Here is a 21,990-nt window from a genome sequence, read left to right as displayed (position 1 = left end):
AAATGACCCAAGCCGTCATCGGCCATGATTTCGGTCCGCCCGAAAGCTATGTGCTGGAAGAGTTCGACCCCGGCGCGCCCAAAGAAGGCGAAGTGCGCGTCGCGATCAAGGCGGCGGGAGTCTCCTATGTCGATGTGCTCACGGCGATGGGAAAATACCAGTTCAAGCCGCCGCTGCCCTTCATGCCCGGCAGCGAGGCTGCGGGCGTGGTCGAGGCGGTAGGGGCGGGCGTCACCCACCTTGCCGTCGGCGACCGCGTGTTCTGCGGCGGGCTGGGTGGTCTGTTCGCCGGGACCAACAATTTCCGCGCCGCAAACATGGCCAAAGTGCCCGATGCGATGAGCTTCGAGCAGGCGGCGGTTTTCTCGGTCAATTACCAGACCGCCTACTACGCTTTGGCCGATCGCGGTCGTGCGCAGCCGGGCGAGACGCTGCTCGTGCTGGGCGCTGCGGGTGGGACTGGCTTCGCGGCGATTCAGGTGGGCAAGCATCTGGGCCTGCGCGTGATCGCTTCGGCTTCCAGCGCGGAAAAGCAGCAGGCGGCGCTCGAGGGCGGCGCGGACGCCGTGGTCACCACCGGTGCGGAAGACTGGCGCGAACAGGTCATGGCCGCAAATGAGGGCAAGCCCATCGATCTGGTGTTTGATCCGGTCGGCGGCGATGCACTGGAACCGGCGTTCCGCTGCCTGGGCTACGACGGGCGTCACCTCGTCATCGGGTTTACCGCGGGCATTGCGTCACTTCGGACCAATCTGGCGCTGCTCAAGAGTGCGAGCCTTGTCGGCGTGCAGATGCGAGACCATGCGATCAAGCGCCCGCAAGAGGCCGGGGCGATGCGCCGCAAGATCATGGAGCTGGCGGGCGAGGGCATCTTCAACCCGCTGATTGCCGAACGATTTTCCCTCACGGACTATGCCGCTGCGATGAACGCAGCGTTCTCGGGCAAAGCCGCCGGAAGGGTGGTTATCCTGATGGATTGATGGGCATCGAAACTGGCGCGATCATTTATACAATGACCCGAATATTAACCTGAGCTCTTAAGTCCGCGTTACCCGTACCTGCTTAGATTTGAGCAAGGTTTGTTAACGGCCGGGGAGCGGCGATGTCGACGTTGACCGCTCGAGGTCTGACGCTGCGCTATCTGATAGCGCTGGGGCTGGTCGCCTTCCTCTCCATCGCTTCGCACTTCGTGGTGAAGGACATGCTGCGTGTCAGCAAGGGTTCGGCCGAGATCATCAATGTCAGCGGTCGGCAGCGGATGCTGTCTCAGCGGATTGTGGGCCTTGCACTGGAACTGGATCGTGGCGACGAAAGTGCCCGGGCGTCACTGAAGGCCGCGATCAAAGAGTTCAGAATGGCGCACGTCAAGCTTCTGGACTTTGCGAAGGTTGCCATCGACAGTCCTGCCGCCGAAGCGCGGCTCAGGGATACCTATTTCGGAGCTGCCGGGACGGATCATGCAATGCAGCTCTATCTGGCCGCAGCTGATCGGATCGCGGACAGCTCCCGCAAGACCGGGCAGCCGCAATACGATGCCGATCTGGCACTGTTACAGGCTTCGGCACGCGGCCCCTTGCTCGAAGCTCTGGAACAGGTCGTGACGATCCATCAGTCGGTGAGTGAGGAGCGCACGGAGCGTCTGGTCCTGATCCAGCGGTTGCTGGTCGCCGTCGTGGTCATCACGCTCCAGATCGAGGCGCTGTTCATTTTCCGGCCGATGGTGCGCGATATTTCCGGCTATGTCCGGCAGTTGATGGACCTGGCCGACCGCGACTACCTGACCGGTCTGGCCAATCGCCGTGCCTTCAGTGACAAGGCGCGCATCGAAATTCTCCGTGCCCGGCGGCACAGACACCCGTTGTCGATCATTCTCGTCGATGCCGATTACTTCAAGCAGATCAATGATATGCATGGTCATCTGGTGGGGGACGCCGTACTGGTGGCGCTGGCGCACTCACTCGAGGCTGGCGCGCGGCAGGAGGATGTCGTCGGCCGTATCGGTGGAGAGGAATTCGCCGTACTGCTCCCGGAAACCTCATTGCCGCAGGCACGCGAAGTTGCGGAGCGGCTTCGCCGCTCCATGGCCGGGTGTCCGATCCAGGCTCATGGAAAGTCTGTCGAAGTGACTGTCAGTATCGGTATGGCGAGCGTTCCGCTGGACGCCGCCGATCCGCTCACGGCTGCCTTGGGCACGGCCGATGCCATGCTGTACAAGGCCAAGGAATCTGGCCGGAACTGCGTCTGGCCCAAGCTGACGCGGGTCGATACGGAGAGTGCAAGCCAGTCGGGTAACAGGTCCTGACCCTAGGGCGCATTGCCGCCGTGTAGCGCGCCAAAGTAGCGGGACAGACACAGGCCCATCAGCAAGGTGCCCGCGCCGAATGCAGCGGCGTCAGGGATGCGGACAGGATCGAAGCCCGCCCCGGGCCAGAGGAAAGCATACGCAACGACGGCGTTGATCATTCCCCAGATCACGTTTTGAGCCGGGGAGGAGAGGCCCTTGCCCGGCGGGCTGGCGAATGGACTCTGGAACGCCCGGCCGCACAGCCGCTGACGAAATGGGGAATGGCGTTGGTTACGAACACCGCGCCGAGGAAGCAGAACAGGTAGTGGAGCCACATGCCCGCCGTCATTCCCATTCGGCTGGAACGGTTCAATCGGCCTGGACGTCCAGCGTGGACAAGCGGACGGTCAGTTTTCCGCCCGGTATTGCTGCGGCGTCATTCCGGTCCAGCGCTTGAAGGCGCGGCCGAAGCTGGTCTGCTCGCCATAGCCGAGCCGGTCGGCGATCTCGTCGAGCGAGAGGCGGCCGTCCGACAGATGGGCCTTGGCCAGCGTTTCGCGCTGCTTCTCGACCAGGTCCGAGAACTTTGCGCCTTCGGCGGAAAGGCGCGACTGGAGCGTGCGTACGGACATGCCTGTCTTCTCGGCACAACGTTCGATCGAGCAGGTGCCTCGGGCCAGCGAGCCTCGGATGAAGCTGTCCACCTTGTCGATGGTCGACTGGCTGTGTTCCGATTTTACGCGCTGCAGATAGGACCCCAGCAGCTTGTAGAGCAGCCGGTTGGCGCTCGGCACTGGCTGTTCGAGCGCCCGCACCGGGAAGGCGACCGAATTGCGCGAGGAACGGCCCATGACCCGGCACCCCAGCGTTTTTTCGATTTCCGGCAGATCGCTGGCGCGCGGATCAGCGGAAAGGCTCACCCAACTGGGACGGAAGGTGGGGCCGCCGATCGCCTGCAGCAGTTTCAGATTGAGCATCGCGGCCTGATAGTTGGCCTGATCGTTGATGCCGATGTCGGTGTTGACGAGCCAGGTCAACTCGGCGGTTTCGCGTCCTTCGATCAGCACCACTTCGCAATCGGGCGCGTGGGCGACCGGAAGAAAGTCGATCAGGCAGCGGATGCCCGCGCGCATGGTCGGTGCCGAGCGGCACAGCGCGGTGACGCAGCCGAACACTTCGGGGTCCTGCACTTTCGCGATGTGCAGGCCGAACAGGGGATCGTCGAACAGCGTGCCGCAATACTCGAAGGTATCGGCCATCTGCTGCGGGGTGATCAGGCTTTCGGGATCGGTGAGGACGCGGCCTTCCATGCCATATCTCTCGACGATGCCGCGCGCGTCGCGCCCGTGCTGGCGCGCCACTTGCGCCAGTCCCGCGAAATTGGCGGAGCGGACCTGCCCTGTGCCCGGCGCCACGTCGAGTGGCCCGTCGAGACTGAAGAAGCTGCTTTCGCCCATGTGCTTTGCCTTTCGCGGGCGGGAGGCAGCACTCTGAATGCCGTACCGCCGATCCCGCACGTCCTTTCCGCAGCACGCAATATCGAGAATGCCGCGCGAAATGCCAATACCCCCAAGCTTGCCTGTGGCAGCACGCGGGCCAGTACGAACAAGCCACGCAAACGAGAGGGCGGGAGAGACCATGAAGACCATAGCCGATCACAAGAAGGCCGCGGAGGCGCATGTCCTTTACGAGAAGGATCCAGCCACGAAGATCGCGACGATCACGTTCAACCGCCTCGAAAAGCACAACACCGCAACCATCGGCATGCGCGCGCGTTTCGGCGAACTGGTGTTCAAGGCCAACATCGACGACGAAGTGAAAGTGCTGGTGATCCGCGGCATGGGTGACAACCTGGGCAGCGGCGGCGATCTTGACGAGCACGGCGATCTCTACCTGAGCCCCGGCCCGGACGATAATTTCCTCGTTGACCTTGAGATCGACGATCCCAGCGTGAAGTATCCCCCGGCCGGCTCCTACCGCTACCTGCACGGGCTGACCGACTATTACGCCAAGGCACGTTCGGGCAACCGGCCGCTGCAGGAGTTCAAGAAGATCTCGATCATCGAGGCCAAGGGCTACTGCTACGGCTGGCACTTCTACCAGTGCGCCGACGCCGATCTGATCGTCTCGTCGGACGATGCGCTCTTCGGCCACCCCTCGTTCCGCTATGCCGGCTGGGGGCCACGCATGTGGCAGTGGCTGGAAACCGTTGGCCTGCGCCGGTTCTCCGAGATGCTCTTCACCGGCCGTCCGTTCACCGCGGACGAAATGTTCCAGTCCAACTTCGTCAACTCGGTGGTGCCGCGTGACCAGCTCGAGGCGGAAACTGCAAAGTATGCCCATGCCTGCTCGATCACGCGTCCTACCGACGTCGTCGTCGCGCAGAAGACCTTCATCGAGGCCTACAAGCAGTATCGCGGCGAATACTTCGGTTCGCTGCTGACCGGCTGGCTTGAAGGCATGCTGCCGCTGATGAAGGACGACGGTGAGAACGACGTCAATCTGGGCAAGGACGACACCTTCAAGCAGGGCATCGGCAAGGTGGTGAAGGGTCATGATCTCAACTACCCGCCCGAATGGCGCCTTTCGAAGAAGGGGCGGCTGGGCTGAGGCATCTCTGCATCAGATGCGTGCATTGTCTTCGATAATGCGCGCAATGCAGATCATCTCGCATCCTCTGTAGAGTGTTCGGTGCCTGTCGTGGTAAAACGGCTGGTGTCCGGACCGGCAAGAGTCGGCAGGGGAACGGACGGGGGCGTGAAAAAACTACACAACCCCGTGAAGGGAGAGAGCCATGGCAGAGACTTTGTTCTCATTGGATAAGCGCAATTACCACGAGTGCCAGCAGGTGTTCCGAGGCACGCGTGAACAGGAATATTATCGCGGCGATTTCTGGGTTGAAGAAGCGTCCAACGTGGATGTGCGCTCCGAACGCAAGACGGTCGGCGCGATTTCGATCATCAAGCAGCGTTCGGCGGCCAACCTGTTTTTCCGCCGCTCGCGCCAGCACATCCGCGAGGATGCGACCGATCTTTCGATCCTCTGGTTCGTGAAGCACGGTGAAATGGCCTTTTCGAACCAGTGCGGCAACAAGGTGGCTAGGCCGGGGGACTTCGTGATCACCCGCTCGATGTCGCCCTTCTTCATCGAATGCCGCACCGATGGCGACAATGTGCACGAAGTGCTGCACGTGACGGTGCCGACGCATATCCTGCGGGCTTATATCCAGCAGGACTTCAGCACTGGCCTGTTCATGCCGGTCGAACGTGCGGAAATGGCCATTGCTGAAAACATACTGACCGACGTGTTCGAGGATGACGGCGGTTTTGGCGAGGAATCGGCGCGGCTGCTCGTGGATACGGCGTTTGGCCTGATCGGCAATGCCGTTCGTGCGACCGAGGAACTGCAGCCTGCGCGTCAGTCAATTGCCGACCGGAGGCTGGAGGAAGTGCTTCGCTTCATCGAAGTGCATCTGTCCGATCCCCAGCTTTCGACAGCGATGGTGGCCAAGGGCTGCGGCATCAGCCCGCGCTACCTCTCGTTCTTGCTTCGCCTGCGCGAGACGTCGTTCTCCGAACTGGTCTGGGAGCAGCGGCTGGCCAAGGCCAAGGACTGGCTGGCAAGCTCTGATCCGCGCGATATCTCGATCAGCGAGATCGCCTATGGGGTGGGTTTCAAGAGCCCGGCGCACTTCAGCCGCATGTTCAAGCGCGTGTTCGGCGCCAACCCGCGCGAATACCGCGGCGAATGCGGTGTGCGCGAGGCTGAGGGCGTGACGATGCAGATGGAACCGGCGGAGCGCTTCCCCGAGTATCCCTCGGCCGGCCAGCTTCTCCAGTAAACTCGGCTGCCCTTCGGCAGAGAGGCATCCGGCGGGGCGATGCTTTCCGGGCACTAGATGGTGCGCGCTTGCATCGTCCCTGCCGATGGCGTTTCTTGCCGCCCGAACAATCAGGAGGATGTCATGCCCACGATGAAACTTGTCGCGCTCACCCGCCCGTTGCCCGGCCGCGAGGAAGAGTACCACGACTGGTACAACAACACTCACTTGCCGGAACTGGTCAACAAGTTCGGCATGGCCGGGGCTCAGCGCTACAAGCTTGCCGCCAAGCTGATGGGCAGCGACGAGAACGAGTACATGGCGATCTACGACATCGAGGCGGACGATCCGATGGCGTTCCTCGGCGCCATGGGCGCGGCCGCGCAAGGCGGAGAACTGACGCAAAGCGACACCCAGGATTTCGGCACTTGCTACACTGCATTGTTCACGGAAATGGGTGAACGCGTTGTGCCGGACGCGTAATCCGCTCTGACAGTCAGCGAAACAACAAGGGCCTTTGCCGGTGTGCGAAGGCCCTTGTTGTTTCTCGCGCGGCAGCGTTGTTCCTGAAATTCCATTGGCTCGCGGCAGCCGCACGAGGGCAGGGCCCGATGCCCGGATTAAATCCATATTAACCAAAAGTTAGAGGCTTGGCGGTTAGGCAGAGCCATGACCGCCGGGCGCAAGATCGAGAGGAGACGCGTGCAGCACCGTCCATTGGTGCTTGAGCATTCGTTCCTCTTCCGTGTTTCTCCCCGCTACGCATGGACCATGGTGCTTTCGGCATTATTCGCCGTGAGCCTTGTGGAACGTCTTGTCCCGCGGGAAATCTGGTTCGGACCGGTCTATCTGGCGGTGGTTTGCCTCGCCGCCTGGTCGCTGAGTACCCGTACGGCGGTTGTTCTGGGAATTTCGGTTCTTGCAGTAAAACTGGCGACCGGCAATCTGGCCTATTACCCGATGGGGACTGTGCCGGTGCTGGCGAACATGGTGGTTCGAATTATCGGTATCGCCATTGTCGTCAGCTTCATCAGCCTCGCGCGCAAATCTTGCGAGCGCGAATGGCATCTGGCGCGCACAGATCTGCTGACAGGCGCTCTCAACCGGCAGGCCTTTTTCGAACTTGTGCGTTCGGGCCTGTGTAGCGGTGGATATGCCGCGCTGATCTACGCCGATCTCGATGGTTTGAAGCAACTCAATGACCAGTACGGCCACGACCGGGGAGATGAATGCCTGAAGAATTTCGCCGGAACGGTACGGCAGACGATCCGCAAGGGAGACGTTCTGGCGCGCATGGGCGGTGATGAATTCGTCATCTTCATGAAGCTGCGCGACGAGGTCGCCGGTCAGGCCGTGGCGCGCAGGCTGCACAAGGCACTCAACGCCGGTGAAGGGCAGGATTCCTCGGACCTCACATGCAGCCACCTGACGTGCAGTCTGGGGGTTCTGGTGCTTCCGGAGGGTGCGCATGCCATCGATGCAGAGCTGCGCGCTGCCGATGAACTGATGTACCGGGCCAAGCAGTCGCGATCGGGCTTTACCGTGGCGACGGGGCTGGCAACGGATGGCGGGATTGCACTGACGATCAGCGAACCTGTTCTCCCTCACGAATCGGAAGTCAGGCAGTCCGACCGGCCAGCCGGTAGGCGCGTGAACTTGCCGGAGCCGCCGCGCGCCGCAGCCTAGGTCCCGATCCTAGCGTCCTATGAACTTCGGTTTGCGTTTTTCCTTAAGTGCCTGAATGCCTTCCATGTGATCGGCACTGCGCACCGAGACGCTCTCGTAGGCGATACCGGCATCCATCAGTGCGGTAGCCAGACGCTTTAGTTCCAGATTCGTCAGGATCTTGGTCGCGCGGATGGCGACCATGGCGCCGTTCAGCAACTTTTCGCAGAACGCATCGACTTTCTCATCCAGCTCATCAAGCGGGACGCAGTGGTTGACGAGGCCGATCTCGGCCGCCTTCTGTGCTGAGAGCAGTTCGCCGGTCAGCAGGTATTCCTTGGCTCGCGCAAGACCGATGCGCTGGGCCCAGATTACTGCACCGCCGTCACCCGCGACAAGGCCGATGCCCACGTGCGGATCGCCTATCTTGGCGCCTTCCGCAGCGAAGATGATGTCGCAGAGCAGCGCGAGCGTGGCGCCAAGCCCCACGGCATGGCCATTGAGGCGGCAGATCACCGGCTTGTCGATATCCAGCAGGGTGGTGACGATGCGCTTGGCTACACGGGTTTCGTGGTCGAATAGGTGCGGATTGCGCGCGCTGTTCTCGATGTGATCGAGATCGCCGCCGGCCGAGAAGGCCCGGCCCGCGCCGGTCAGCACGATTACGTCCGAGCCGCTGTCGCACTGCGCGAACCACATGGCGTCGGCCAGATCATCATGCAGGTCGAGGTTGATCGCGTTGAGTGCGTCCGGCCGGTTCAGCGTGATGCGCAGCAGGCGGCCATCGCGTGTCATTTCGATCGTGCGCAGCTGCGGAAGCGCGGGTGCGGTTTCGGTCATTGCGGCAAATCTCCCATTTCTGGCGCAACGTCATAAGCCGCGTTTGCCTGCTGGCCAGCCGAAACCGGTGGGGAACGAAACCGTTCGCTCCGGCGAAGCGATCGGTCCATCGCCGTGGCGTTGCTGGGTGCCTTGCCAAAGGTTTCGGCGTTCTGTCTATCTCTCAGCGAGATACCCGCGAAGCGCGGAACGGGACGTGAGAGGGAGCATGGCAATGGCGCAGTTCGACGAGACCTTCGATTGGGTGGTCGTAGGCAGCGGGGCAGGCTCCATGGCCTCGGCCTTGCTGATGCGGCAGGCCGGAAAGTCGGTTCTGATTCTCGAAAAGGCGGATGTCGTGGGTGGAACCACCTGCAAGTCGGGCGGCGTCATGTGGATTCCCAACAACCGCTTCATTGCCGAAGACGGCGAGACGGATTCACCGGAAGCGGCTCTTGCCTACCTCGATGCGTTGCAGAACCTCGACGGCGGTGTTGCGCCGGGTTCGACGCCGCAGAAGCGCCGTGCCTATGTGGATCAGGCGCCGAAGATGATCGACTTCCTGGTCGATCAGGGCATCGAGCTTCAGCGCGGCAACACGTACTGGCCGGACTACTACGACGAAATGCCCGGCGGTTTCAAAACGACGCGAACTGTCGTGGCCAAGCCCTTCAATCTCAAGGAACTTGGTCCTTGGAGGAAGAAGTTGCGCAAGGGCTTTGTCGAGGTCAACGCGACGCTGAGTGAAGGCATGCAGCTTGGCCATATGCGCACGAATCCGGGCGCCAAGAAGATGCTCGCGAAAATTGCCTTCCGTACCATCGGTGACAAACTGCGCGGCCGCCAGTTCACCACTGCAGGGGCATGTCTGCAGGGGCGCCTGCTCAAGGTCGCGCTGGCGGCAGGGGTGGACATTCGCACCGAAGCGCCGGTCCGTGAAATCTTACTCGACGATGCGGGCAAGGCCGTGGGCGTTATTGCCCAGGCCGGCGACAAGACCATCCGTGTTGGCGCGAACCTCGGCATTCTCGTCAATGCCGGTGGTTTCGCCAAGAATCAGGCCATGCGTGACAAGTACATTCCGGGCAGCCAGGCCAAGTGGTCGCAGGTGCCCAAGGAAGATACTGGAGACATGCACGTCGAGCTTGAGCGGATCGGCGGCGTGCTGGCACAGATGGACCAGATGGTCGGCTTCCAGATGACCGAGGCGCCGGGCACCGAAAACGACTATGTCATGCCGGGCATGCAGAGCGTCACCGGCAAGCCGCACGCCATTCTCGTCGATCAGTCGGGCGAGCGCTACATGAACGAGGGTGGTTCCTACGAGCTGTTCTGCGAGAACATGCTCAAGCGCAACCGCGAGGTCCCGGCGATCCCGAGCTGGGGCATCCTGGACCAGCAATATGCCGAGAAGTACCAGGTCGCGGGCAAGTGGATCGACAAGAAGATCCCGAAGGCCTGGGAAGGCAAGGGTTACCTTCACAGGGCCGATACCATCGAGGATCTGGCGAAGGCCATCGGTGTGCCGGTTGAAAAGCTGATGGCCACTGTCGAACGCTGGAATGCCTTTGCGCGCGCCGGCAAGGACGAAGATTTCCATCGCGGTGAGCGTGAATACGACAAGTGCGGCTACGTCGGCGATCCGTACTCGGAAGCAAAGTCGATTGGCACGATCGAAAAGGGACCATTCTACGCGGTGCCCTGCGTGCCGGGTGACGTCAGCACTTACGGCGGTGTGGTGACCGATGAGTACAGCCGGGTGCTGCGCGCCGATGGTTCGGTGATCGAGGGGCTCTATGCGACAGGGGTCACCACGGCCTCGCCGATGGGCAATGTCTACCCGGGCGCGGGTGCCAGTGTCGGACCGTCGATGACTTTTGGCTGGATCGCGGCCAGACATGCAGCCGGACTCGACAATCAGGCTGTGTAAGGCTGTAGCAATGGCGAATTTTGCGGCGCTGGAACAGGACGGGTGGCAGCGGCTGCCCGTGGTTCGCTATTCCGCCGCGCTAGGTCCAACCTGGATGCGGCTAGGGGAGCACGGTCTTGAAGTCGCGCTCCTCGCGGAAGAGCATCTTGCCAATGACAATCTGGGCATTGTCCATGGTGGTGCGATGATGACCTTTGCGGACATGGCTCTGGGCTGCGGGGTTGGCCATGCCTTGCGCAAGGGCGAACCACTGAGCGATCCCGCCCATTCGCGCTTCGTCACGGCCCAGTTGCAGGTGCATTTCGTTTCGGCGGGGCAAGTGGGCGAGCTCATCGTCTGCCGCCCGGAAGTGGTTCGCGCAACGTCATCAATGGTATTCATGCGTGGCCTCATTGAGGCTGCAGGAAGGACCGTCGCGTCCGTCGACGGGATTTTCAAGGTGCTCGGGCCGGACAGGCGCTAAAGCAGATTGATACCCACCTTGCCGAAGAACTGCCCGCTTTCGAGGTGGCGGTAGGCATCCTGCAGCCGGTCCAGATCGTAGACCACATCGACGACCGGCTTGATGCCTTGGTCGACGATGAAGGCTGTCATCGCCTCGTGCTGCTCTCGGTTGCCGACGCCGATCGGGGCGAGGTTCACGCCTTGTTCGCCCATGCGGGTCCAGCTGAAATCCGATCCCAGCATGCCGATCGCGGAGAGCTGTCCGCCGTCCCCCAGCAAGGACACGTTGTCATCGAATTGCATGGCGCCAACGGTGTCGATGACATTGGCGAGCGGGCGTTCGCCCAGTGCCTTGCGCAGACCGGCGGCCCAATCGGGCGTTGTGCGGTAATTGATGCACAAGTCGGCGCCATAGGAGGCCGCGCGGGCGAGCTTGGCATCGGACGAGGAAGTGATCGCCACGTTTGCGCCCATTGCCTTTGCGAGTTGCAGCGCAGCGATGGAAACGCCGCCCGTGCCATGCGCCAGAACCCAGTCGCCGGCACCGGTGGGGCGAAAGGCGGTGAGGGCGGACCATGCAGTCAGGGTAGCGCACGCCAGGGTCGCGCCTTCGAGGTCCCCCAGCTCGCCGGGCAAGTGGCACAGGCTTTCGGCATCGAAGATGGCATATTGCCTTGCTACGCCGTCGATCGGCCCGCCCAGCATGCGCGGATCGGGCGTGCTGCCAGTCAGCCAGAACGGCGCGAAGATCGGCACGACGCGGTCGCCCGGAGCCATGCGCCTGACGCTGCTTCCCGTTTCGACGACTTCGGCGGCGCAGCAGGACAGTGGCACGACTTCGGGCTCCTTGCCGAGCCCGGGGATCAGGCCTTTGGCAACGATCGTATCGCGAAAGTTCAGCGTCGCGGCCTTGATGCGCACCAGCACTTCGCCGGGGCCGGGCCGGGGAACAGGCACCTCGCGGATCGCGATCGTCTCGATGCCCTTGCCGCTTTCGACGGTTGCCTGCTTCATCATCGTGCCTCTCCTGACCAGTGGCAATCCTAGACCAGCGCCGGACCTGCGACAGCCCGAAACTGGCGCGCGGGAGCGATGCCTTTGCCTGCCGCTGCGCAACGAAGTGACTGCGCTGCCAAACGGAACGCGGGCGCATTCCGCCGCCATTCCCGCACTGTTAGGCCTTGCCTGAAAGCCAGCGCCTTGAGCGCATCGGGGAGAGGATTTTCAGTGATGGATGCCAACGGCCGCGAACAAGCCACCCTTGCTGATCCGGCGATGTCGGTGGTCACGGGGCTGCCGCTCGCCGAAGAACCGGGGCAGGGGGCTCAGACCATCGGCGGGTACTTGCGTGAAGTCGCGGCGAAGTACGGGCCGCGCGAGGCGGTCGTGATGCGCAAGGGTGAATACCGGCTGTCGTGGACTTACGACGAACTTCTGGCGCACTCGCTCGAAGTGGCACGGGCACTCGTGGCGGCAGGCGTGGGCAAGGGCGGCCGCGTTGGCATTTTGATGACCAACCGGCCGGAATTCCTCGCCAGCCTCTATGGAATCGCGCTCGCAGGCGGGGTGCCGGTGGCGCTCAGCACGTTCTCGACCGAGCCGGAACTGGAATATCTGGTTCGGGCATCCGAAGTTTCGATCATCCTTTTCGAGCAGCAAGTGCTCAAGAAGGACTTCTGGCAGATGCTTGCCGGTCTTGAGCCGGCGCTTCGCGATGTACCACCGGGGAAGCTTGTTTCCCGACGGTTTCCCTATCTGCGGCATCTTGTCGCGCTGGGCGGCATTCCGGGCGAGGTTGAGCCGCTGGAAGCGAAATCGGACGGCGCGGTGGAGCGGTGGGACCAGTTTCTCGATCGGGCGGCCATGGTGGATGAGGCGACGGTGCTGGCCCGCGCCGATGCCGTGCACCCAGCCGATACCGGCGGGATTTTCTTCTCCTCGGGCACGACCAGTCTGCCCAAGGGCATTGTCCATTCGCAACGGGCCTTCGCAATCCAGTGGTGGCGCTGGCCGCGTCTCTTCGCGATGAACGAGCCGGTGCGGGCCTGGACGGGCAACGGCTTTTTCTGGTCGGGCAATGTTTCGATGGTCGTTGGTGCGGCCTTCTCGACCGGTGGTGCGGTGATCCTGCAGCGGGTGTTCGATGCCGAGGATGCCTTGTTCCTGGCCGAACAGGAAAAGGTCACGTTCCTCAACGGCCGTCCGCACCAGTGGGCGCGCCTCGCCGCGTCGGCTGACTGGGCTGGAGCCGATCTTTCCAGTTTGAAGTACGTTACGCGCGGCGAGCTGATCTGGCAGCACCCCACAGTGAACACCGATTGGGACGTGCCGATGAGCTTCGGCTGCACCGAGACGATGACGATCTGCACTTCCTTTGTTGCCGACGATGAGTCCGCCCGCGTGGAGGGGGCATTCGGTTCACCGCTTCCGGGCAATGTTCTAAAAATCGTCGAGCCGATATCGGGCCGTCCGGTGCCGGTGGGGCGGGTCGGCGAGATGTGCATCAAGGGGCCGACGCTGATGTCGGGCTATCTCGGCAAGGCGCCCGAGGAGTGCTTCGATGCCGAGGGTTTCTTCTGCACGGGGGACGGCGGGCGGGTCGATGAGGCGGGCCGGTTCTACTGGGAAGGGCGCCTGACAGACATGATCAAGACCGGTGGCGCCAATGTCTCGCCGGTCGAGGTGGACGACGTGATTGCGCGGATTCCGGGCGTGAAGCGCACCCAGACGGTGGGCGTGCCCGACGATCTGCTGGGCGAGATGGTCGTCACCTGCATCGTGCCGGTCGATGGGGCGGAACTGTGCGAGGCCGATGTGGTGGCCCGCTGCAAGGCCGAACTCGCCAGCTTCAAGGTGCCGCGCAGGGTGCTGTTCTTCACCGACGGCGACTACGCGATCACCGGCAGCGAGAAGGTGAAGTCAAGCCAGGTGCGCGATCTGGCTGTGCGCTGCTTGCAGAGCGATACCGCGACGGCGGTCTGACTGGCCCTTGCAACTGTGAGCACGGCCGGTACTGAACCAATTGTTCAGCCCGTGCAGCCGGAGTTTCACGAGAGAGGAAACATGAGCCAGACCCTACAGAACAGGGCATCACCCGATGCCGCCACCCAGCTCGATATCTACCGCCGTATGCTGCGGATCGAGCGTAACGACGATTTCACACAGGCCCAGATTCGCCGCGGCCGCATCACTGCGCCGTACTATTCGGGCCGCGGTCAGGAATGCATTCCCGCTGCCATCTCGAACCTGCTGAATGACGACGACAAGATCTGCACGATCTATCGCGGCATTCATGACATGGTTGCCAAGGGAATGCCGCTCAAGCCGCTGTGGGCCGAGATCATGGGCAAGGTCGATGGCACCTGCAAGGGCAAGGGCGGCCCGATGCACCTGACTCACCCCGATACCGGCGTGATGGTCACCACCGGCATCGTCGGCTCGTCGATGCCGATCGCCAACGGCTTCGGCTGGGCTTCGCTGCTCGATGGCACCAAGCAGGTGACGATCGCCTATTTCGGCGACGGCGCCAGCAACATCGGCGCGTTCCATGAATCGCTCAATCTGGCCTCCGTCTGGAAGCTGCCGGTGATCTTCGTGTGCTCCAACAACGGCTATGCCGAGCACACCAAGTATGCCGATGCGACTTCGGTCGACCAGATCTCCAAGCGTGCGATCGGTTACGGAATGCCGGGCTACACCGTGAACGGCAACGATCCGGTCGAGATGTGGCAGTACGCCAACGAAGCGATCGAGCGCGCCCGCGCGGGCGAAGGCCCGACGCTGCTGGAGTGCCGGACCTTCCGTTTCTGCGGCCACCTCCTCGGCGACGACAACAAGTACATGGATCCGGGCGAACTCGATGCCGCCAAGGCCGTCGATCCGCTGCCGCAGTTCCGCCAGAAGCTGCTCGACGAAGGCATCGCCACCGAAGCGCAGCTTGAGGAAATGAAGGCCGCGATCGAGGCCGAAGTGCAGCAGGCGATCGATTTCGCCATGGAGAGCGAGTTCCCGCCGATGGACGAACTGCGCCGCGACGTCTTTGCTCAGGAGATCCCGGCATGAGCACCGATACCATCGAGATGAAGAAGACCAACGGCCAGCAGGCCGTCAACGAAGCGCTGCACGAAGCCTTCGCGGCCGACCCCAAGGTGATCCTGCTGGGTGAAGACTGCGGCGACAAGGAAGGTGGCGGCGTCACCGGCGTGTGCAAGGGCCTGTCGACCAAGTTCGGCGACCTGCGCGTGCGCTCGACCCCGATCGCCGAACAGTCGATCATGGGCGCCGCGATCGGCGCGGCCATGGCCGGTTACAAGCCGGTGGCCGAGATCATGCTGATGAACTTCACGACCGTGGCGATGGACATGATCGTGAACCACGCAGCCAAGCTGCGCTTCATGTCGGGCGGCCAGAGCCAGGTTCCCCTCGTGATCCGCACGCTGACCGGCGCGGGCAACCAGACCGCCGGCCAGCACGCCGACTGCTACGAGGCGTGGTTCTGCCACACCGCGGGTATCAAGGTCGTGTTCCCCTGCTTCCCGGGCGACATGAAGGGCCTGATGCTCTCGGCGATCCAGGATCCCGATCCGGTGATCTTCATCGAAACCGGCATGACCCTGTTCGCGCCGGGCCAGATGCCGGTAAACCAGGGGCCGATCCCGCTGGGCAAGGCCAACGTGGTGGTTCCCGGTTCCGACATCACCATCGTTTCCTACGGTGCGCAGATGTTCCGCGTGATGATGGCGCTGGAAGAACTCGGCAAGGCGGGCATTTCCGCCGAAGTCGTCGACCTGCGCACGATTTCGCCGTGGGACAAGGAAACCGTGCTGGCATCGGCCGAGAAGACCGGCCGCCTGCTCGTCGTCCACGAGGCCGGCCGCAACTTCGGCCCGGGCGCGGAAATCGCCGCGACCGCGCAGGAAGAGCTGTTCGGCAAGCTCAAGGCACCGGTCGGCCGCCTCGGCGCGCCGTACTGCGCGGTGCCCTTCGCCAAGAAGCTGGAAGACGCCTATCTGGTGCAACCGGCTGACATCGTTGCTGAGGCCAAGCGCCTCGCCGCGATGGGCTGAGGCTGACGCTTCACGGCTGTTGAATTGCAGGCCCCTTCTCCAGTCCGCGGGGGAAGGGGCTTTGCTTTTTGAAGCTATCGCTCATCGAATTCGCGGCGCGCCTGTTCGACGCGCGCGAGATGCTGCTCCGCCCAAAGCCACACGCCGCAGAACGCCTCCCCCAGGCTTTCGCCGAGGCTGGTGAGCCGGTAATCGACGCGGGGCGGCACGACGGCGTGAACGGTGCGGCAGACCATCCCGTCGCGCTCCATGCGCCGAAGCGTCTGCGTCAGCATTTTCTGGCTGATGCCGGGCACTGCACGCGCGATCTGGGTGAAGCGCATCTCCCCACGCTCTTCGAGAAGTTCGAGCAGGACCATGGTCCACTTGTCCGCGACTCGTCCGATCAGTTCGGTCACGAGGGCGTCGATGCGCGGATCAGCGGCTGCACACGCACTATCGCGGTGCGTTTGGTCCGTTGTTTCGGGAGCGGGAGTCACGGACATGCCCAATACTCTCCTTCAGGTAAGTATAATTCTTTTGGGTGCCTTCTTTCGCCGGGAACGTAAGGGGATACATCGGGTGGCACAACAAGGAAGGAGCCCCCCCATGAAACTCTCCGGAAACACTATCCTGATGACCGGCGGCGGGAGCGGAATCGGTGAAGCGCTCGCGCACCGGCTTCATGATCTCGGCAATACGGTGATTGTGGCCGGGCGGCGGCGTGAGGCGCTGGAACGCGCCATCGCGGGCCGGGAGAACATGTATGCCGCCGAACTCGACGTGAACGACGCCGCCGCGCTGGCGGATGCCGCAGCGCGGCTCGTCGGGGATTTTCCCGGCCTCAACGTGCTCATCAACAACGCCGGGATCATGCGCTTCGAGACGCTCGATTCCGCGCGTGATCTCGCTGATGCCGAAGCGACGATCGAGACCAACCTTCTGGGGCCCATTCGCCTGATCAACGCGCTGATCGATCATCTGGCGGGACAGGCCGATGCCGCGGTGATCAATGTCACGTCCGGTCTCGCGTTTGTTCCGCTGGTGGCCGCACCTACTTATTCGGCCACAAAGGCGGCGATACATTCTTACACAGTCTCACTGCGCGACGCGCTGGCGGGCAAGGTTGAGGTGATCGAACTGGCCCCGCCTGCAGTGCAGACCGGCCTGACGCCGGGGCAGGAGACGCGTCCGGGCTATCAGCCGCTGGAGGACTTCGCCGACGAGGTGATGGGACTGTTCAAGGCTGCGCCGGCTGCCCCTGAAATCCTCGTCGAACGCGTCGGTATGCTCCGCTTCGCCGAGCGGGAAGGCCGGTTCGATCAGGCGTTCAAGACCATAAACGATTTTGCCCGGCAGGCGCGCGAGAGCCGGTAATCCTGAGGACGGGGCTGGCGGTGCGGGCCTGCTGTCAGGCCATCTCCGCCAGTGCATCCTGACCGACGCGCTCGTTCAGCCAGTCAAGCGAACCGCACAACTGCAGGTTCAGCATCGCGCGCTTCATGAACAGGTGGCACTGGTGCTCTTCGGTGAGGCCGATGCCGCCGTGGAGCTGGATCATTTCTTCGGTGACGAACTGGTAGACGTCGGTGGCCAGCGCCTTGAGTCCGGCGATCTGCAGGCGCGCTGCCTCTGGATCGCGCGCGCGGCTCCACAACAGCGCCTCGGTAGCGACGATGCGGGTCTTCATGTCGGCCACGCGGTGTTTCAACGCCTGGAACATCGCGATCGGGCGGTCGAACTGCTTGCGCATGCCCAGATACTCGACCGTCATGGCCAGCGCGGCCGTTGCGCCGCCAAGGCAATCGGCGGCGAGGGCAAGGTGCGCTTCGGGGCCGAGCACGTCGTGCATGGCGGCGGCGCCCTCGACATCGCTCAGCATGAGCGCCGGATCGGGTGCGTAGCCCGTCAGAACGAGATCGAAGATGCGGCGGCTCGGGTCCCAGATCTGGCGCTCGGTCAATTCCACACCCTGCGCATCGGTGGGGATCAGGGTGTAGCCGGTGGGCAGCATGGCCACCACGGCCACCGCCATGTCGCCATCGAACACGCCGCCGACAGTGCCCGAAACGGTACCGTTGGCTGCAACCTCCACTTTCGCGGGCAGCATGTGCAGCGGGGCATATTCTCCTGCCGAAAGGCGTTCGAGCCAGTCGGCGCGATCGGCCAGCGTCTTGCTTTCCACGACCGCCTGCAGGCCGAGCTGAGCGGGGATCAAGGGGGCGCTCGAGAGCACACGGCCCATTTCGTAGTGGATCGCGGTGGAGGCTTCGCGGTCGAGACCAAGTCCGCCGTCGTCCTCAGGGAGGCGGACCATCAGCCAGCCCATTTCGGCGGTGAGTTCCCAGCTCGCATCGCGCGCGGGCGAGAGCTTGTCTGCCGGGAAGGCCTTCTGCGCGGCGTCGGTGAGTTCGTTCAGCTCGATCATGTCAAAGCGTCCAGTGCTTGGGTTCGCGCGGCATTTCGAGCATGCGCTCGGCGATGATGTTGCGCTGCACTTCCTCGCTGCCGCCGGCGATGGTCCAGGCGTAGGAGTTCATGAAGTCGGCCATCCAGTTGCCGGTATTTAGATCGCCGAAAGTGATCGGCTTGACGTATTGTTCGTCCATCCCGCCAAGGCGCACGCCCAGCTTGGCATAGGCACGCAGCGCGCGGCTGTAGCTGTTCTTGACGATCGAGGCGTCGCCGATGCGCTCGATGCCCTTGATGCGGTTGTCAAGGAACTGGTCGGCGATGGCGCAGACGGCATCGACCTCGCTGACCAGCGCGCCGAAATCGCGCAGAACGCCGCGATCCTGCTCGCGGCCATGTTCCCTGATCAGCGCGGCAACGCGGGAGAGCGCGCCGCGCATGCGATAGCCCAGCTCCATCAGGGTGAGCCCGCGTTCGGAGGCGAGCGTCGCCTGCGCCACAGCCCAGCCCTTGCCTTCCTCGCCCACGCGCTGTTCGACCGGGATCACCACGTTGTCGAGGAAGATCTCGGCGAATTCCTCGTCGCCCTGGATCTGGTGGATCGGGCTGACCGAGACGCCGGGCGTCTTCATGTCCATCAGCAGGTAGGTGATGCCCGCCTGCTTTACGCCCTCTGACGAGGTGCGCACCAACAGCAGGCACATGTCGGCGAACTGGGCCATCGTCGACCAGACCTTCTGGCCGTTGACGACGTAGACTTCCTGTCCGTCGCGGACCTCGCGCACCGCCTTGCACTTCAGCGCGGCAAGGTCGGAGCCAGCGCCGGGTTCGGAGAAGCCCTGGCACCAGGTTTCGCCTTCGAGGATGCGGGGCATGTACTTGGCCTTCTGCTCCTCGCTGGCGCATTCGTGCAACGTGGCGAACGCGTGGTAGGTGGAGACGAACGAGAGCAGCAGGCGCGGGCAATCGGCCTTGGCGATTTCCTCGTAGATCACTTTCTGCTCGGCCAGCGAACGTCCGCCGCCGGGGAATTCGGCGGGCCAGTGCGGGATTGCATAGCCCGCCTTCACCAGCTTGGCGAACCAGCCGCGCTGGGTCTGGACGAAGTCTTCCTGGGTGCGGCTGGCATCGCGCCAGCCGGCCGGTTTTTCGGCGTCGAGAAAGCCGCGCACTTCGCTGCGCAGCGCTTCGAGATCTGCATTGTCCGTCATGCCCTCTCCATGCACAGCGGCTCTGTTAGCGTCCAGATTGCGGGCACCGCGTGTGCGATATCACCGCACGGGATGTCAGACCGCGACTTCGATCGTGTCGCCTTCGATCCGCACTTCGTAAGTTTCGATCGGCATCGTCGCGGGCGGATTCATCGGGTTGCCGGTTTCGAGATCGAAGCGGGCGCCATGGACGGGGCACGAGATCCAGCCCGCGCGCACGCGGCCGCATTCCAGTGTCTCGTGGGCATGGCTGCACAAGTTGCGCACGGCAAAGATCCTGTCCTTGGTGTTGACCACCACTACGCTTACGCCGTTGATCTCGACCACTTTCTTGCCGCCTGCGGGGATCTCGTCCACTTTCGCCGCGGCGACGAATACCTTTTCACTCATCTTCGTTGTTCGACTTTCCGCAATATTTCATTCCGCCGGGAGGCGGTGTTACACATCCTGCCCTGCGGCGCGCGCCATCATGGCGCAAGGCCAGCGGCTGCGCCAGAGCAGGACCAAGCAATTTGCAGTACCCCGGCGGTCATTTCTAGGGCAAGCCGTGGACGCGATAAGGCACACCGATGGCCTCGGGATTTGCGCAAACACATGGCCAAGGGGAGAGTGCAGTGACGGCTGGCGAAAGCTTCGATGTGGTTGTGGTCGGATCAGGTTCGGCAGGTGCCATGGCGGCACTGCGGGCCGCCGATCAGGGTCTCAAGGTCCTGATCATAGAGAAGGCGCAGAAGTTCGGTGGCACCTCGGCCACGTCAGGCGGCGTCATGTGGATTCCCAACCACCAGCTCGATGGCGACAAGGGCGACAGCCGCGAATCCGCGCTGGCATATCTCGATGCGACGATCGGCGTTCCGGTGAATCGCGAGCGCCTAGAAACCTTCGTAGATGAAGCCCCCAAGATGCTGAAGTTCCTGGAGTCTACGGGCGTTCAGGTGATGGCGGCGGCGTGGCCGGACTATTTTCCGGACCGGGCGGGCGCGAGGGCGGACCGCTCGATCGTGGTGCCAACGTTCGATGGCCGCCATCTGGGCGATGACCGCTACGCGCTGATGCGCGAGCAGTACAACCGCTTCAAGCTGTTCGGCCGCTATGCGATGGATCTCACCGAGACATTCACGCTGATGATGCAGTCCAAGGGCTGGCGCGGCACGGCGGCCAAGATCATCGGCCGCTACTGGCTCGACCGTAGCACCCGCAAGGTATCGCACCGTGACCGCCGCTTCACACAGGGTGCCGCGCTCATGGGTGCGACCTATGAGCAGGTCTTCAAGCGTGGCGGCGAGTTGCGGCTGGAGACCAAGCTGGAGCGCCTGCTGGTGGACGAAGGCGGGCAGGTTACCGGCGTTGAGGTTTCCAAGTTCGGCCGCAAATACGAGATTGGCGCACGCTATGGAGTCGTCCTGGCAGCGGGCGGTTTCGAGTGGAATCAGGAATTGCGCGACCGGTTCTATCCGATCCCGGGCCTGACGCGCCATTCATCCACGCCCGAGGACGGCAACCGGGGCGAAGCGCTGATCGAGGCCGAGAAGATCGGCGCATCGACCGAGCATACCGAGCAGGGCTGGTGGATTCCGACGATGACCCTGCCGATGCCCAGCGCGTCCAACTTCCACGAAATTCACCAGGCCGCCTTCGACGTCGGTCGTCCGTGGAGCGTTGTGGTCAACCGCAACGGCGTACGCTTCGTTGATGAGGCTTGCGGTTACGACCAGTTCGGGCAGGCCATGGTGCGCGATCATCTCGCGACAGGGGCAAACATGCCTTGCTGGCTGATCTTCGATTCGAAGTTTCGCAAGAAATTCAGCGCGGGCGGCCTGATGCCGACGGTCCATACGCCTGAGCACAAGGTGCCCGCAGACTGGTGGGATCACTATGTCTTCCGCGCCGACACCATCGAGGAACTGTGCCGCAAGGTCAGCCTACCGGCCGATCAGGTGCAGAAGGTTGTCGCCAACATGAACGAATACGCCAAGACCGGGATCGATCCCGAGTTCGGCCGCGGTATGAATCCCTATGACCAGATGTTCGGTGATCCCACCTCGACGCCGAACCCCAACATCGGTCCGATCGACACCGCGCCTTACTATGCTGTGCCGATCAATAACGGCGATCTGGGCACCAAGGGCGGGCTGCGCTGCGACGAGCGCGCACGCGTGCTCGATCAGCAGGGCAATCCGATCGCCGGGCTCTATGCGGCGGGCAACAACTCGGGGACGCCGTTCGGCGATACTTATCCGGGCGCGGGCGCGACGATCGGTCCGGCCATGACTTTTGGCTACGTCGCCGCCAACGACATTGCCGAGCGCTCCGCCAACCAGCGGGCGGGCGCCTGATCGCAGGCAGAAATGATCCGTCGC

22 protein-coding genes are annotated in these 21,990 nt (G+C 63.1%); 13 read left to right on the top strand and 9 right to left on the bottom strand.

The genetic code is table 11. The annotated features are described in order from the left end of the window. Positions 1–2: 2 nt before the first annotated feature. Both MTR64_RS03625 and MTR64_RS03620 read left to right on the top strand, forming a co-directional pair. On the top strand, positions 3–980 hold the full coding sequence (locus MTR64_RS03625) for an NADPH:quinone oxidoreductase family protein (RefSeq protein ID WP_243990886.1): 978 nt from the start codon (positions 3–5) through the stop codon (positions 978–980). Positions 981–1,102: 122 nt separating this feature from the next. After that, a complete protein-coding gene (locus MTR64_RS03620) occupies positions 1,103–2,302 on the top strand; it encodes a diguanylate cyclase (protein ID WP_243990883.1) in 1,200 nt (399 codons plus the stop codon). Positions 2,303–2,304: 2 nt separating this feature from the next. Here the strand turns inward: MTR64_RS03620 and MTR64_RS03615 are convergent, their stop codons facing one another. The 3 genes from MTR64_RS03615 to MTR64_RS03605 are packed head-to-tail and all read right to left on the bottom strand — an operon-like array spanning position 2,305 to position 3,741. Continuing rightward, positions 2,305–2,463: a hypothetical protein gene (locus tag MTR64_RS03615; RefSeq protein ID WP_243990873.1), complete on the bottom strand. Its 159-nt coding sequence runs from the start codon at positions 2,461–2,463 to the stop codon at positions 2,305–2,307. A gap of 8 nt (positions 2,464–2,471) precedes the next feature. After that, positions 2,472–2,639: a hypothetical protein gene (locus MTR64_RS03610; protein WP_243990871.1), complete on the bottom strand. Its 168-nt coding sequence runs from the start codon at positions 2,637–2,639 to the stop codon at positions 2,472–2,474. A 52-nt stretch (positions 2,640–2,691) separates the two neighbouring features. After that, the gene (locus MTR64_RS03605; RefSeq protein WP_243990868.1) at positions 2,692–3,741 is read right to left on the bottom strand and encodes a helix-turn-helix transcriptional regulator; all 1,050 of its coding nucleotides are present in this window, start codon (positions 3,739–3,741) and stop codon (positions 2,692–2,694) included. Positions 3,742–3,922: 181 nt separating this feature from the next. Between MTR64_RS03605 and MTR64_RS03600 the strand changes: the two genes are divergently transcribed. From MTR64_RS03600 to MTR64_RS03585, 4 genes are all read left to right on the top strand, one after another. Next, on the top strand, positions 3,923–4,894 hold the full coding sequence (locus MTR64_RS03600) for an enoyl-CoA hydratase/isomerase family protein (protein WP_243990867.1): 972 nt from the start codon (positions 3,923–3,925) through the stop codon (positions 4,892–4,894). Positions 4,895–5,078: 184 nt separating this feature from the next. Continuing rightward, complete coding sequence (locus MTR64_RS03595; RefSeq protein WP_243990865.1) at positions 5,079–6,125, top strand: helix-turn-helix domain-containing protein; 1,047 nt, start codon at positions 5,079–5,081, stop codon at positions 6,123–6,125. Between the two features lie 123 nt (positions 6,126–6,248). After that, positions 6,249–6,587, top strand: a complete 339-nt coding sequence (locus MTR64_RS03590) for a DUF4286 family protein (RefSeq protein WP_243990863.1) — start codon at positions 6,249–6,251, stop codon at positions 6,585–6,587. 186 nt (positions 6,588–6,773) lie between these two features. Continuing rightward, complete coding sequence (locus MTR64_RS03585; protein WP_243990861.1) at positions 6,774–7,790, top strand: GGDEF domain-containing protein; 1,017 nt, start codon at positions 6,774–6,776, stop codon at positions 7,788–7,790. Positions 7,791–7,799: 9 nt separating this feature from the next. Here MTR64_RS03585 and MTR64_RS03580 read toward each other — a convergent pair whose 3' ends face one another. Then, complete coding sequence (locus MTR64_RS03580; protein WP_243990859.1) at positions 7,800–8,609, bottom strand: enoyl-CoA hydratase/isomerase family protein; 810 nt, start codon at positions 8,607–8,609, stop codon at positions 7,800–7,802. Positions 8,610–8,823: 214 nt separating this feature from the next. On the opposite strand from MTR64_RS03580, the gene MTR64_RS03575 reads away from it, so the two are divergent. After that, on the top strand, positions 8,824–10,518 hold the full coding sequence (locus MTR64_RS03575) for an FAD-dependent oxidoreductase (protein ID WP_243990857.1): 1,695 nt from the start codon (positions 8,824–8,826) through the stop codon (positions 10,516–10,518). A gap of 10 nt (positions 10,519–10,528) precedes the next feature. Next, positions 10,529–10,981 (top strand): PaaI family thioesterase, encoded by a 453-nt coding sequence (locus MTR64_RS03570; protein ID WP_243990855.1) that lies wholly within the window; start codon positions 10,529–10,531, stop codon positions 10,979–10,981. Here MTR64_RS03570 and MTR64_RS03565 read toward each other — a convergent pair. After that, positions 10,978–11,979: a zinc-dependent alcohol dehydrogenase family protein gene (locus tag MTR64_RS03565; protein WP_243990853.1), complete on the bottom strand. Its 1,002-nt coding sequence runs from the start codon at positions 11,977–11,979 to the stop codon at positions 10,978–10,980. The genes MTR64_RS03570 and MTR64_RS03565 overlap by 4 nt on opposite strands. A 213-nt stretch (positions 11,980–12,192) precedes the next feature. Between MTR64_RS03565 and MTR64_RS03560 the strand changes: the two genes are divergently transcribed. The 3 genes from MTR64_RS03560 to MTR64_RS03550 all read left to right on the top strand — a co-directional run bounded on the left by MTR64_RS03560 (position 12,193) and on the right by MTR64_RS03550 (position 16,028). After that, positions 12,193–13,944, top strand: coding sequence for a class I adenylate-forming enzyme family protein (locus MTR64_RS03560; protein ID WP_243991097.1), 1,752 nt, complete (start codon positions 12,193–12,195; stop codon positions 13,942–13,944). A gap of 81 nt (positions 13,945–14,025) precedes the next feature. Continuing rightward, a complete protein-coding gene (locus MTR64_RS03555; RefSeq protein ID WP_243990851.1) occupies positions 14,026–15,024 on the top strand; it encodes a thiamine pyrophosphate-dependent dehydrogenase E1 component subunit alpha in 999 nt (332 codons plus the stop codon). Further along, positions 15,021–16,028 carry an alpha-ketoacid dehydrogenase subunit beta gene (locus tag MTR64_RS03550; RefSeq protein ID WP_243990849.1) on the top strand — a complete coding sequence of 336 codons (1,008 nt, stop codon included), beginning with the start codon at positions 15,021–15,023 and terminating at the stop codon, positions 16,026–16,028. Before MTR64_RS03555 ends, MTR64_RS03550 begins: the two co-directional genes overlap by 4 nt. Positions 16,029–16,102: 74 nt before the next feature. Here MTR64_RS03550 and MTR64_RS03545 read toward each other — a convergent pair whose 3' ends face one another. Next, positions 16,103–16,513, bottom strand: a complete 411-nt coding sequence (locus tag MTR64_RS03545; RefSeq protein ID WP_243990847.1) for a winged helix-turn-helix transcriptional regulator — start codon at positions 16,511–16,513, stop codon at positions 16,103–16,105. 103 nt (positions 16,514–16,616) lie between these two features. On the opposite strand from MTR64_RS03545, the gene MTR64_RS03540 reads away from it, so the two are divergent. Further along, the gene (locus tag MTR64_RS03540; protein ID WP_243990845.1) at positions 16,617–17,384 is read left to right on the top strand and encodes an SDR family oxidoreductase; all 768 of its coding nucleotides are present in this window, start codon (positions 16,617–16,619) and stop codon (positions 17,382–17,384) included. Positions 17,385–17,418: 34 nt separating this feature from the next. Here MTR64_RS03540 and MTR64_RS03535 read toward each other — a convergent pair whose 3' ends face one another. The 3 genes from MTR64_RS03535 to MTR64_RS03525 all read right to left on the bottom strand — a co-directional run bounded on the left by MTR64_RS03535 (position 17,419) and on the right by MTR64_RS03525 (position 20,020). Next, positions 17,419–18,435 carry an acyl-CoA dehydrogenase family protein gene (locus MTR64_RS03535; protein WP_243990843.1) on the bottom strand — a complete coding sequence of 339 codons (1,017 nt, stop codon included), beginning with the start codon at positions 18,433–18,435 and terminating at the stop codon, positions 17,419–17,421. A gap of 1 nt (position 18,436) precedes the next feature. Further along, positions 18,437–19,630, bottom strand: coding sequence for an acyl-CoA dehydrogenase family protein (locus MTR64_RS03530; protein WP_243990842.1), 1,194 nt, complete (start codon positions 19,628–19,630; stop codon positions 18,437–18,439). Positions 19,631–19,705: 75 nt separating this feature from the next. Then, on the bottom strand, positions 19,706–20,020 hold the full coding sequence (locus MTR64_RS03525; protein ID WP_243990841.1) for a Rieske (2Fe-2S) protein: 315 nt from the start codon (positions 20,018–20,020) through the stop codon (positions 19,706–19,708). 224 nt (positions 20,021–20,244) lie between these two features. Between MTR64_RS03525 and MTR64_RS03520 the strand changes: the two genes are divergently transcribed. Beyond that, entirely contained in the window at positions 20,245–21,966 is a 1,722-nt protein-coding gene (locus tag MTR64_RS03520; RefSeq protein ID WP_327194242.1) for an FAD-dependent oxidoreductase, read from the top strand. The last annotated feature ends 24 nt before the right edge of the window (positions 21,967–21,990 follow it).

The sequence above is a fragment of the Novosphingobium album (ex Hu et al. 2023) genome, from assembly GCF_022832385.1.
In the GTDB taxonomy this organism is placed as follows: domain Bacteria; phylum Pseudomonadota; class Alphaproteobacteria; order Sphingomonadales; family Sphingomonadaceae; genus Novosphingobium; species Novosphingobium album.
The sequence above is the reverse complement of the archived record's forward strand: the minus strand, read 5'-3'. Positions and strand labels throughout refer to the sequence as shown.